Source organism: Sphingomonas panacis (genome assembly GCF_001717955.1).
GTDB classification, from domain to species: Bacteria; Pseudomonadota; Alphaproteobacteria; order Sphingomonadales; family Sphingomonadaceae; genus Sphingomonas; species Sphingomonas panacis.
In genome coordinates this window covers 4,349,557-4,362,079 of sequence record NZ_CP014168.1, presented here as the reverse complement: position 1 = coordinate 4,362,079, position 12,523 = coordinate 4,349,557, and the positions used below count along the sequence as shown (strand labels likewise).

General features: G+C 62.7%; 11 protein-coding genes. 8 read left to right on the top strand and 3 right to left on the bottom strand.

Annotated features, from left to right (window positions below):
* Nucleotides 1–25: 25 nt before the first annotated feature.
* The gene (locus J0A91_RS20140) at nucleotides 26–1,357 is read right to left on the bottom strand and encodes an MFS transporter (RefSeq protein ID WP_069206393.1); all 1,332 of its coding nucleotides are present in this window, start codon (nucleotides 1,355–1,357) and stop codon (nucleotides 26–28) included.
* A 90-nt stretch (nucleotides 1,358–1,447) separates the two neighbouring features.
* Nucleotides 1,448–2,380, bottom strand: coding sequence for an NUDIX hydrolase (locus J0A91_RS20135; protein ID WP_150127002.1), 933 nt, complete (start codon nucleotides 2,378–2,380; stop codon nucleotides 1,448–1,450).
* An 86-nt stretch (nucleotides 2,381–2,466) separates the two neighbouring features.
* Here J0A91_RS20135 and J0A91_RS20130 point away from each other — a divergent pair, with 86 nt between their 5' ends.
* From J0A91_RS20130 to J0A91_RS20095, 8 genes are all read left to right on the top strand, one after another.
* Nucleotides 2,467–3,606, top strand: coding sequence for an acyl-CoA dehydrogenase family protein (locus tag J0A91_RS20130; RefSeq protein WP_069206391.1), 1,140 nt, complete (start codon nucleotides 2,467–2,469; stop codon nucleotides 3,604–3,606).
* Between the two features lie 42 nt (nucleotides 3,607–3,648).
* Nucleotides 3,649–4,653, top strand: coding sequence for an amidohydrolase family protein (locus J0A91_RS20125; protein ID WP_083224992.1), 1,005 nt, complete (start codon nucleotides 3,649–3,651; stop codon nucleotides 4,651–4,653).
* 317 nt (nucleotides 4,654–4,970) lie between these two features.
* Entirely contained in the window at nucleotides 4,971–6,155 is a 1,185-nt protein-coding gene (locus J0A91_RS20120) for a CaiB/BaiF CoA transferase family protein (RefSeq protein WP_169833188.1), read from the top strand.
* A gap of 39 nt (nucleotides 6,156–6,194) precedes the next feature.
* Entirely contained in the window at nucleotides 6,195–7,235 is a 1,041-nt protein-coding gene (locus tag J0A91_RS20115) for a class III extradiol ring-cleavage dioxygenase family protein (protein WP_069206388.1), read from the top strand.
* 188 nt (nucleotides 7,236–7,423) lie between these two features.
* Nucleotides 7,424–8,626: an acyl-CoA dehydrogenase family protein gene (locus J0A91_RS20110; RefSeq protein ID WP_069206387.1), complete on the top strand. Its 1,203-nt coding sequence runs from the start codon at nucleotides 7,424–7,426 to the stop codon at nucleotides 8,624–8,626.
* Between the two features lie 63 nt (nucleotides 8,627–8,689).
* Nucleotides 8,690–9,814 carry an acyl-CoA dehydrogenase family protein gene (locus tag J0A91_RS20105; RefSeq protein ID WP_069206386.1) on the top strand — a complete coding sequence of 375 codons (1,125 nt, stop codon included), beginning with the start codon at nucleotides 8,690–8,692 and terminating at the stop codon, nucleotides 9,812–9,814.
* A 47-nt stretch (nucleotides 9,815–9,861) separates the two neighbouring features.
* Nucleotides 9,862–10,188 carry a 2Fe-2S iron-sulfur cluster-binding protein gene (locus tag J0A91_RS20100; protein WP_069206385.1) on the top strand — a complete coding sequence of 109 codons (327 nt, stop codon included), beginning with the start codon at nucleotides 9,862–9,864 and terminating at the stop codon, nucleotides 10,186–10,188.
* 101 nt (nucleotides 10,189–10,289) lie between these two features.
* Nucleotides 10,290–11,066, top strand: a complete 777-nt coding sequence (locus J0A91_RS20095; RefSeq protein ID WP_150127001.1) for a TetR/AcrR family transcriptional regulator — start codon at nucleotides 10,290–10,292, stop codon at nucleotides 11,064–11,066.
* 65 nt (nucleotides 11,067–11,131) lie between these two features.
* On the opposite strand, the gene J0A91_RS20090 is transcribed toward J0A91_RS20095, so the two are convergent.
* Nucleotides 11,132–12,514: an FAD-dependent oxidoreductase gene (locus tag J0A91_RS20090; protein WP_069206383.1), complete on the bottom strand. Its 1,383-nt coding sequence runs from the start codon at nucleotides 12,512–12,514 to the stop codon at nucleotides 11,132–11,134.
* Nucleotides 12,515–12,523 lie beyond the last annotated feature (9 nt).

The window sequence follows — 12,523 nt, the reverse complement described above, 5'->3', positions numbered from 1 at the left end:
GGCGCGGGTGTTGCCGCGCCGGTCTTCAATGCTGGCCCGGGCCATCCGCGTTGCGGTTCGTCAGCAGTGTCGCAGCCAGCAGCAGCGGCCATGTCGCGATCGTGATCGCCAGCAGGCCAACCCGCAATTCGCCGGTTCCGGTCGTGAGGATCTTGCCGAGCTCGCTGGCGGCGAGCGGACCGACGCCGTAGCCGAGCACCGAGATGATGAGAAAGTTCATGCTCACCATGCGTGCCCGCATCTGCGCGGGTGTGTAAAGCTGGATCGCGATCGGCGTGAGGACGGCGAACGCGGTTCCGGCGAACATCCCGCCGGCGAACCCCGCAAGTTGCAACGTCGGAGAGTTGCTGATCGCGCCGACGACAAAGCATGGCCCCGCAATTCCTGCAGCCGGCACGAAGCTGCGCAGGACACCGCGCCGCGCGTCGCGGCGCTGCAACCGCGTTCCGCACCACTGCCAGAAGAAGTTTCCGAGCAATCCCGCCGGCACGCCGACCATGCTGATCAGATAACCGGCGCGGGAGGCGGTCATGCTATGTTCGCGGATCAGGACGGTGGGCAGCCAGATCACCGTCGAGAGACTGAACAGAGCGTTGAGTCCGGTGAGGCTCAGCAACGGGCCAAGGAACGCGAAGCGCTGTTGAAAATGTTCGATCAACGCGCGCATGCTGACATCCGGAACGGTGTTTTCGGCCGCTCCCCCGCGCGCGGGCACGGTGGCGGTCAGCGCGAAGATCAGCGCGAAAGCCAGTCCGGGAACGCCGACCAGGATCAGACTCGTCTGCCACGCGGCCAGCCCGGTACCCGGACTGATCGCCCCGGCAACGCCGATCGCAACCGCCCCCGCGGCGTAGGAGCCGATCGTCATGACCCCGCCGATCGAGGCGATGACGGCGACCGGCAGACCGCGGCGTTCCTGCGGAAACAGATCTCCGATGAGCGAGATCGCGGCGGGCATCAGCACGGCTTCACCGATTGCTACCCCGCACCGTAGGACGAGCATCACTCCGAACGACGCGGCGAAGGCGCTGAGAATCGTCGCCACACTCCAGGTGACGATGCCGACCGTGACGACGACGCGGCGGCTGCGCGTATCGACGAAATGCCCGAGCAGCAGGCCCCCGACGGCATAGAGCAGTGCGAAGCCGAGCCCCAGCAACAGCGCCATCCGCCGATCATCCAGGCCAAGCGCCTGAGAGACCGGCTGCGCGAGCAAAGCCAGGATGTTCCGGTCGATCCAGGAGATGATGTAGAGCAAACCCAGCAGCGTGACCGTGTACCAGGCCCGCCGCCGTGACGGCCACGAGACGGATTTGGGTGCGTCGGCGGCGGGGCGATCGAGGTCAATGTGCGACACGCTGGAACTCCGTGGCGATGAACGGGATATGAAAGCGGCAGGCGATGGGTGGCGCTGACGCGGCTGTTGTTGCCTGACGGCAAGTGCCGCTCACGGCGCTTGCAGGGTCGATTGCAGATGGCTTGTCACCGGATAGCCGCAATGGTCGGGGATCGAGACCCACGGTTCGCCATCTGCATCGTGATGAACGCGCGGCGAGATGGGACGACAGGGAATGGTCGCCAGATGCGCCGCGGCGGCGTCGAAGCGCGGATAGGCCGCCAGCCGTTCGAGATTGCAAAGCGTCGGGAAGATGACCTTCGCGCGCTCGGCCTCGGCGTCACCGAGCGCTTCCGTAGCCGACAGCCAACGCGCGGCCCCGACCTCATCCACGTCCGTGCAGACCGCGTGATCGCCATCGTACCGGGCGATGTAGAATTGCGTGTCGAACCGGCGATGCGACAATCTCGGGTGCCATTTCGCCCATAGCAGAAGCGCCTCCATGTTCAGCCGCGCCTTCGCGTCGCGCAAAAGGCGGCTGAACGGGGTTGCGGCCTTCAACGCCGACTGCATCGCGCCGGCGTCGATCACGGTCCTGAAGGCGATCGCAACGCAGGTCTCCTCGAGGGTTTCGCGGATCGCGGCGACGCGATGCGCGCGTTCGATCGGATCGCCGGCGCCGGCATCGACCAGACCGGGATCGGCCGCGATCAGATGATCGTCCGCGTCCACCTGCCCACCGGGAAACACCAGCGCGTTCGGAGCGAAGCGCATCGTTGCACTGCGCTGGATCATCAGATGCCGCGCGGGGACGCCGGGGCGCTCCGAAAACAGAATCAGCGTGGCAGCGGCCACACCCGGAGCCGAATCCGCGGCGCCGCTTTCATCGCTCATCCTCATCCTCCCGGCGGTGCTCGCCGCATTTGAGTGTCGGGAGTAGATCAAATGACCTAGCGGCACCAGACAAACGCGCTCGTATGCGCGGATAACCCTTGGAACTTGTATGATTTCCATATAAGCGTTGTTTGGTGCCGACATCGACACGGCGCTTTACCTTTCGCTCCCAGCCTCGATTATGCCCACGCAAAGAAGGCCCGTGGCGTCGACATTGCGGGCGGAGAGGAAAGATCATGCTGGATACCCGCAAGCGGACCGGGTTCGATGAGAGCCACGAGCAGTACCGGGAGACGGTGCGCAAATTCATCGCCAGGGAGGTCGAGCCGTATCTGGATACGTGGGAGGCGGACGAAATCACCAGCAAGGCGTTCTGGCGCGCCGCCGGAAACGCCGGCTTGCTGTGTACCAGCATGCCGGAGGAATATGGCGGTGCCGGCCTCGATGTTTCGTATGATCTAATCTTTCAGGAAGAGTTGTTCTACGTCAACGCGCCGGTCGGCGTGAGCCTGCAATCGCTGATCACCGCGCCCTATTTGCTGCGGTACGGCTCCGACGAGCTGAAGGCGCGATATCTGCCGGGCATGGTCAGCGGCGAGATCATCAGTGCGTTGGGGATGACCGAGCCCGGTGGTGGCTCGGACGTGAAGAGTCTCCGCACCACCGCGCGGCGCGATGGCGATCATTATGTCGTCAACGGCAGCAAACTTTACATATCAAATGGATTGCTGTGCGATCTGGTCTTCCTGGCGGTACGAACCGGTGAAGAGGGCGCGAAAGGCGTGTCGCTGCTTCTCGTCGAGGCGGATTCGCCCGGCTTCGAGCGGGGGCGCAATCTGGACAAGATCGGGCTGAAGGGCGCGGACACGTCCGAACTGTTCTTCAACGACGTCCGGGTTCCGGTATCGAACCTGCTTGGCGAGGAAGGGCAGGGGTTCCGCTACATGATGTCGGAACTCGGCCAGGAGCGTCTCGGACTGTCGATTGCCGCGCAGGCGCAGGCGCAACGCGCCTTCGACGAGGCGGTTCGGTTCGTGAAGGAGCGCAAGGCGTTCGGCACGCCTGTCTTCCAGTTCCAGAACACGCGTTTCACCCTCGCCGATATGTCGGCGCGCTTGCAGGCCGGTTGGGCATATCTCGACTGGGCGCGACTGCAACTCCTGCAAGGCACGTTGACATCCGAAGAAGCGGCTGCGTCGAAATTGTGGCATTCGGAAACGCTATGGCATATCGTCGATGCGGCGCTGCAACTGCATGGCGGCGCAGGCTATATGAATGAATATCCGATCGCGCGGCTGTGGCGCGATGCGCGTATTCATCGCATTCATGGCGGCACGTCGGAAATCATGAAAGAAGTGATCAGCCGCAAGATCTGACGTCAGGCTGTCTGCGGTCACGGCAATTTGGAAGGGGCGGGCGTGAGCGGCTTCATCGACGTACATTCACATGTTTCCCCGCTCGTCTTTCCACCCGCGCCGCACGGCGGCGTCGCTTCGCGCTGGCCGTGCATGCAATGTCAGTCGTCGGTCGAGGGAACCTTGCTGATCGGCGAAACGCCGTTCCGGAAGCTGGATGCCCGGTCGTGGGACGTGGCGCGCCGCATCGAGGATATGGACCGCGACGAGATCGACGTTCAGGTGCTGTCGCCGATGCCGGAATTGTTGTCCTATTGGCTCGATACCGCCGACGCGATGGTGCTGTGCGACGCCACCAACCATCTGATCGCCAGCATGGTCCACGCAGCGCCATCGCGTTTTCGCGGCCTCGGTCTGGTGCCGTTGCAGGAACCGGAGGTCGCTGCGCGCATGGTGCCGCGGCTCAAATCGGATTTCGGGCTGCTCGGTGTCGAGATCGGCAGCAACATCAACGGCGCCTTGCTGGGGTCTTCCGAGTTCGATCCCTTTTGGCAAGCGGCGGAGGCGGAGGGCATGGCCGTGTTCGTCCACGCGCTGCACCCGATCGCCGCGAAAGGGATCGTGCCGCCCGACCCAAGCTACACGGGTTTCGCGCTGTTTCCGGTCGATACCGGTATGACAGCGGCGTCGATCATCATGGGCGGGGTGCTGGACCGCTTTCCACGTCTGCGCATCGCGTTCAGTCATGGCGGCGGCACGCTGGGCGCTATGCTGGGACGACTGCAACTGGGCTGGTCGACGACCAGCGGCTTCGATGGCAAGAGTCCCACCGCCCCGGCAGATCAGGCGCGGCGCTTTTTCTACGATACGAACGTCTATGATCCCGACTACCTGACATATCTGGCAACGCGCATGGCGCCGGGGCAGGTTTTCGGGGGCACCGATTATCCCTACCTCATCATGCAGAAGGACCCCGCTCGCTGGGTCCGCTCGCTCGGACTGCCGTCGGATGTGGAGCACAGCATCTGTTCCGGCGCGGCGGGCCGCTTTCTCGCCGGGGCGTTGTAATCCCGGATCGGCCGCAATGATGGAGCACGGCGGAGCGTGACATCCCCGCGCGTCGGTACGCTGATGCTCTACGCGCAGGGGCTGGGCGCGTCCGGCGATCTGCTCGATCCGCGCGAACGGGCGTAGGCCCGCGAGAAGGATTTGGCGAGTCTCCCTACGCGTCCGCAGGCCAATTAGCGCCCTTATGGCAGACTCTGCGACGCGGCGAACTCGCCCATTGGCAGGGCCGAAGAACGTTCGTATTAAAACAGGTGAATAAAAGTAGCCGCCTGAGCGCACGCGTTGCGTGCCCGCGATGGCCGAAGGAGAAGATGACGATGGCTGACGACGCGAGCCGTGGCTCTCTTGCCGGTGTGAAGGTGCTGGAGTTCACTCAGATGGTGGCAGGTCCGCTTGCGGGCACGATGCTTGCTGATCTGGGTGCGTCGGTCATCAAGCTGGAGGGCCTGAAAGGCGATCCCCTCCGTTTCGTGCGTCCGCAGTATAAAGGGATGTGCGCCCATTTCTTCGCGGTGAACCGGCAGAAGCGGAGTATCGCGCTCGACCTGAAAACCGAGGAAGGTCGCGACGTGGCGCGCCGGCTGGCTACGGAATGCGACGTCGTGGTCGTCAATGCCCGCCCGGCGGCGATGACCCGGCTTGGCCTCGACTATGAGCAGCTCAAGGCGATCAATCCCAACATCATCTATGTCATGATTACGGGATTCGGGCTCGACGGACCATATGTGGACCGACCCGCCTACGATCAGGTCATCCAGTCGCTCACCGGCGCGATGACGCTGCAGTCCCCGGAAGGCCCGCCCGCACCGCTGCGTTCCATGTTCGTGGACAAATACGCCGCCACGGTCGCGGTCAGTGCGGTCAACGCCGCGCTGTTCCATCGCGAGCGCCATGGCGAAGGGCAATTCATCTCGGTTCCGCTGATGAAGTCCTTCGCGTTCTTTTCACTCGTCGATAATTTGCACAATCAATGCTTTGTCGAGGGTGAGGATCGCACGCCCATCATCAACATCACCCGTCCCTTCCGAGCCTCGGATGGGACGTTCATGGGGCATGTGCAGACCGATGAGCAACTCCGACAGATCAGCCATGCGTTCGGTCTCGAGGATCTGACGCAGGATGAGCGGTTCAACTCTGCGGTGAAGCGTGTCCAGAACTACCAGGCGCTATGGCAGGAACTCGAGAAGGGGTCGATCCACCTGACATCCGCCGAAGTCGAAGAGATGGCGACGCGTTACGGACTGCCCATCGGCAAGGTGAAAACCGTCGACGAGTTTCTGGAAGATCCGCAGGCGATCCATCTGGGATGCGTCAAGCGCTACGATACCGAGGAATATGGCCCCGTCCGTGCGGCCGCTCACCCCGTCGATTTTTCGAAGACGCCGGCAGATACTGATGGCGTCGCGCCACGTACAGGCGAGCATACCGTCTCGATTTTGCAAGAGCTCGGTTTCGACGACGAGCGCGTCGCTGCGCTGCGTCAGGCCGGAGCGATCCAATGATTTCGGCGAAAAAGTACCGCATTGAAAGGACGACATATCATGGCTGACGTTTTGGTCCTGGGGATCAGTCACTATCCGATGTTGATCTGGCCGGACAAGGCGATGTCCGGTCTGCTGCAGAAGATGCTGACCAATCCGAACCTGCCCGAGGCGTTGAAAACGCCAGCCGGCTGGCCGGAGGCGATGCAGAAGGAATGGAGCGACGATCAGGGCGAAGCCGCCGCCGCCAAGCATCGTCAGGAGATGATGGACTGGACGCGGCAGGCGCGACAGGCGCTCGACGAATTCAATCCGGATTTCGTGTTGATCTGGGGCGACGATCAATATGAAAACTTCAAGGAAGACATCATACCGCCCTATTGCATCAACGCGTATCCCGAATTTCGTTTCCACAATTTTCCGAACAACATCTGGGGGGAGCCGGTCGAGAAAGAATTCGTTCTGCCCGGCGTTCAGCAGGCGGCGAAGCATCTGACGACGAAACTGATCGAGGCCGGGTTCGATGTGCCCTATTCGTACAAGCGGCTGCATCACGCGCTGGGGCACGCTTTCACGAACGCGATCTTCTATCTCGATTATGATCGGAAAGGATTCAACTATCCGATCCTTCCGATCTCGATCAACTGTTACGGCCGTCAGGTGATCGCGCAAAAGGGCGGCCTGCCGAGCTTCGACAAGGAACTGTCCGAAGATCAGCTCGATCCGCCGGCGCCGACCCCCGGCCGCCTGTTCGATCTGGGAGCGGAAACCGCGCGTATCCTGGCGGAATCGCCCCATCGCGTCGCGCTGATCGCTTCGTCGAGCTGGTCACACGCCTTTCTGACGAAGAAGACGCATTACCTGTGGCCCGACATCCCGGCGGACAAGGTGCTGTTCGATGCGATGGTCGCGGGCGACTTTGATGTCTGGCGGAATTACACGTCCGCGCAGATCGAGGACAGCGGCCAGCAGGAGGTGCTGAACTGGTCGTGCCTGGTTGGTGCGCTGAGTGCGCTGGGCCGCACCAAGCCCGACATCGCGGGCTTCGTCGACACCTGGATCTTCAACTCGTGCAAGGCTTTCCTCGTTTCGAAGCCCTGAGCGTTCGCAGCGCGTCTCGGGTCGCTTGGCCGGCCCGAGACAGTTGACAACGACCGATTCCACGGACACATAAAACAAACGTACTAATATTATCCTCCGCCGAGTCGATGCGGAGTGCGCTTTTCCCGGAAACGCGGTGCCGACCAGATAATCGCCGGCGAACAGGCCGCGCCACATGGAGAGATGTGATGGACTTCAACCTGCCTGCTGACGACGATCCCCGCCGCCTTGAGGTTCGCAAGTGGTTTCGCGACAATCCGAATGCGTCTTACGAGGACTTGGCGAAGCGCGGCTATACGGTGCCCCACTGGCCCGCGCCGTGGGGCCTGTCGGCCGATCCGGAAACGCAGTTGATCATCGAGGAAGAGATCAAGCGTTCGGGCATGGCGCATCCGATGAGCATCAATGCGATCGCGGTCAACCAATGCGGTCAGTCGCTGCTGGTTCATGGCACCGAAGAGATGCGCCAGAAATTCCTTCCGCCGGCTCTGGCGTGCAAGGAGATCTGGACGATGCTGTTCTCCGAGCCGTCGTGCGGGTCGGATCTCGGCGCGCTGCGGACGCAGGCGCGACGCGATGGTGACGATTATATCATCAACGGCCAGAAGATCTGGAACTCCAACGCGCACATTGCGCAAGTCGGCGTGGTGATCGTCCGTACCGACCCGAGCGTGCCGAAGCATCGTGGCCTGTCGATCTTCCTCATCGACATGAACGCGCCGGGCGTCGAGGTCCGTACCATCCTCGACATGTCCGGCCACGCGCCGGAATATAACGAGGTTTTCCTGACCGACGTTCGCGTTCCCGCGAAAAACCGTATCGGCCAGGAGGGGCAGGGCTGGCAGATCGTTATCGAGCAGCTTCAGACCGAGCGCATGAGCATGTCGAAACCCGGCGCCGTGTGGGGGCAGGGCCCGACCGCGCACGAACTGGTGAGCGGGTTGATCGAGACCGGCAAGATCAAGGACCCGCTGATCCGCGAGGAAGCGGCGCGGCTGTATGCGGAGGGTGAGGTGTTGCGTCTGTTGAGCGCGCGCAATCTCAGCAATCGCATCAACGGCACGCCGGCGGGGCTCGAGGCGAATCTCGGCAAGATGATCTCTTCCCCCCACGGTCAGGCACTCTCCACGCTCGCCAAGCGCGTCGAGGGCGTCCGGGGCATGGTGCGGGACGATGATGAGCTTCCGCTGCCCAAGGGCGATTACAGCATGTGGGATACCTGGGATTATTGTTATTGGTTCGGCCCCGCGTCGTCGCTCGGGGTGGGCACGCAGGAAGTCCTCAAGAACACCATCTCGGAACGCGTGCTGGGCTTGCCGCGCGATATCGATCCGACCGTGAAGATGCCGTTCAACGAAATCAATCGGCCGCAGCTCAAGGCTGCCAGCTGACCTCCGCAACCGGCGATCGTCTGCGTTGTCGAGCCGCGACGATCGAGCACGAAAGATTATGCCATGAATTTCACGCTTAGCGATGAACATCTCGCGCTCAGAGAGTCGGCGCAGACGTTTCTTTCGAAGGAAGTCAATCTTGAGCCCTATCTGCGCCCGGATGCGAACGTGCATCCGGTCGCGCGCGACGGGCTGTGGCAGTCGATCCAGGGACTAGGCTGGCCTGGCATCGTCATCCCGGAGGCGTATGGCGGGCTCGGAATGAGCTATATCGATCTGGTCATGGTCGTGTCCGAACTCGGCCGCACGCTGGCGCCGTCGCCGTTCTTCGGAACGCTCGCGGGGGCATGGGCGATCGAGCGCTGCGGCAGCGAGGCGCAGAAGCAGACGCTTCTGTCTCAGGTTGCGTCGGGCGAGTTGACGCTGGCGCTCGCGGTCGCGGACCCCAATGGGGACGTCAATGGCCTGTCGGCGGGCGCGAAGGCGACGCGGCAGGGCGATGAATGGAAGATCGCCGGCGAGAAGTCTTTCGTCGTCGAAGCGGGGTCGGCGGACAAGATCGTCGTGGTCGCGGACGTCGATGGCACGCAAGGCTTTTTCGTGGTGGATGCGAAGGCGGCGGGCGTTCAGATCGAGCGGTTGGACTGGCGCGACATCACCCGGGAAGTCGATGCGATCACCTTCAAGGATGTCGCGGCGGAGCGGCTCGATCAGGCGGACTCAGACAGTTGGCTATGGATTCGCGACCGCCTCTATCTTGTCCTTGCGGCGGAGAGTGCCGCGGGCTCGGAACAATCGCTGGCGGACGCGGTGGCATATGCCAAGGAGCGCGTCGCCTTCGGTCGGACGATCGGCTCATATCAGGCGATCAAGCATGCGTTGGCCGAACTGGCCGGTGGCAACGAACTGGCTACCGCAGGAGTGCAATATGCCGCCTGGGCGCTGACCGAGAATGATCCCGGCGCGCGCAAGGCTGCGGCGATCGCACAAAGCTATGCGAGCGATCAGTACCGTGCGACCACCTTCCGCAATATTCAGGTCTTCGGCGCGATCGGCTTCACGTGGGAAATGCGCAACCACCTCTTCTACAAGAGGGCGCGCGCCAATGCCGAACTGCTCGGTACGCCCGAGGACCAGCGGGAACAGCTGATTCAGTTGCTCGAAGCGGAGCATCGCGCCGCTGCATAGTGACGCCAGGCGCCTGCGCGGTGCCGGAGTGAGGATGGAGAGTGTTGATGGCTTTGCTGAAGTTCGTCGATTTCGGTGGTGCGGAAGCCCAGGTCGAGATTGACGACGGGTTGTCGATCATGGAAGGCGCGGTCGGCGCGGGTATTGACGGGATCGATGCGGATTGTGGTGGGCAATTGTCGTGTGCCACCTGCCATGTCTATCTCGGCGAGGACTGGCTGGATCGCGTCGAGCCGATGAGCGAGGAGGAGGATGCGCTCCTGGACTTTGCTGTCGATCGGCGACCCACGTCGCGCCTCTGCTGCCAGATCACGGTTCATCCCGAAATGGACGGCATGACTATCCACATCCCCGCCACGCAGGCCACGGCCTGATCCGACAATTGTGTAGCTGGTCGGCCCCCGAACTCGGCCGGCAGCTTCCCCTGTTCCGTTTTAACGACCGGGCGCGTAGGAGTGTCGTCAGCAAACGCCCGTTGCTGCGGGCCAAAAGGATGGACTGTCACCCGATGGCAACTGCTCGTAGCGCGATTCAAGATCTGGACGACCGCATCGATACGCGCAGGAACATCAAGGTTGCCGCGCGCAGATTGTTCGCTGAACATGGACTTGAAGCGGTCACCGTCCGGGAGATCGTTGCCGCCGCCGGTGCGAAGAACGGCGGCTCGCTCAACTACTATTTCAAGTCCAAGGACGGTCTGATCCTCGAACTCATCAACGAGGTGTTCACCGATCTGAGCAAGGTGTGGCTTGAGCGTATCTCCGAGCTGGATCGAAAAGGCGGGCCGACCAACGTCAGGGAAATCGTCGATATCATCGTCCGCGCGCACGCATCGGATGCGTTTTCCGATCCGTCGCCGACGGTGAACCGGTTCCTGGCGGCGGTGCTGTTCAAACGCCGCAAGGAGCTGTCCACCTACCTCGAGCAGATGAACATTCTCGTCTTCCGTCGCTTGCTCCAGATGATCAGCGATCTTTGCGAGGATGTGCCCAAGCCAGTGATGCGACAGCGCCTTATCTTCCTGGCGTGGTATCTGTTATCCGTGAATGCCGCGCACGAGACTTGGCGCGTCAGCCGTAAGCGAAGCGATGTCTGGACCGACACCGATCCACTGGTAAACCTCGTCGACACCGCCACGGCGCTGCTCAACGCCGAGGTGAGCGACATGACGATCGCGCTGCCCGAACACCGCCCGCGCGGCACGAAGCGCGCGACCAGGTCCGCGAGCAAGGTCGTCGGTTCCGGCGCCTGACGGAATCATTCCAGGGCCGGCCGCGCCGCGACCGGCCGCTCGAACACGGTGGCGGCGTAGGTCGATCAGATCGCGGCCGACGCTGACCGGCCGGCCAGCATTCCGAAGGTGGATGACGACGACAGCGAGGTGCCGCTGAGGTATCCGGCGCCGTGGAACCCGCCCACCACTTCTCCCGCCGCGTACAGGCCAGGCACCGTCTCGCCCAGCCAGTTGATTACCGCCATATCGCCATTGGTGGTGATGCCGCCGTAGGTCGACGTCAGTGCATTCGTCGTCGCCGCGATGTAGTAGGGCGGTGTATCGACCGCCAGGAGGTTGTTGGTGCGCCCGAAATCCGGATCGCTGCCATTACGCACGTGTGCATTGTAACGCTCGATCGTTGCCTCAAGCGCGGCGGGATCGATCTGCATCGTTGCCGCAAGATCTGCGATCGTGTCGGCAGTGCGGATATATCCGGCGTTGATCCCCTCGGGATAATTGTTGACCGAGCTGTCGTCGAACGACTTCTCGAACACTTTGCGATCGAAGATCTGGAAGGCCACGCCATTGGTCTGCCTCATGCCGGCGCCGCCGAGCGCCTTGTACGTCTGCCCCTCGTTGACAAAGCGCTGTCCTTCGAGATTGACCATGATGCCGCCGGACATGAAGCTGAACAACAGCGGCGGCACTTCCTCGGCGCCTTGAACGCCGTGCGGATAGTTGCGGATGGCGCCACCGAACGATCCTGAGACATATCCCAGATCGGCCAGGCCGGCACCAAGATCACACGCCATCATCAAGCCGTCGCCCGTGTTGGCGACGCCGCCATGTTTGACACCGTTGAGCAGTTCGGGCGCGAATACCCCGATCAGTTCGCGCGATCGGGAGAAGCCGCCGGTCGTCAGCACCACGCCGCGGCGCGCTTCGATCGACATGATCTCGTCGCCATAGGCGACGAGGATCGCATTGACGCGTCCGGTGTCGCTGTCGCGGGAGAGTTTCATCGCGGCGCATTTCGAGGCGAAGGTAATGTTGGCATGCGCCTGCGCGGCCATGTGCATGTTGGTGATGACCCGCCCGGTGCCCGTTTCGTGGAGGCAGCGATCAGCGCCGTTCAGCCGGAATTTCGCGCCGTGCCGCTTCAGCAGCGCATAGGCTTCGAGCTGGTGGCGGACGAAGGCGTCGACCAGCACCGGATTGTTCTTGTTCTTGCCCGAGGCGAACAGACGTTGGCGAAGGTGCTCTGGCCCGTCGTTGATGCCGGCTTCGTGCATCAGGTCGGTGCCGGCGAAGATAAAGCCGCCACCCGCCATCGCCGAGCTTCCACCCGCCTGGGAGGCTTTTTCCAGGAACAGGACTTGCGCGCCCCGCTCCGCCGCTTCCAGCGCGGCGCAATGTCCGGCAATGCCTGCCCCAAGCACGACGACGTCGGTCGAGGTCGGGATCTCACCTGTTTCACGCATCATGGTCGTTCT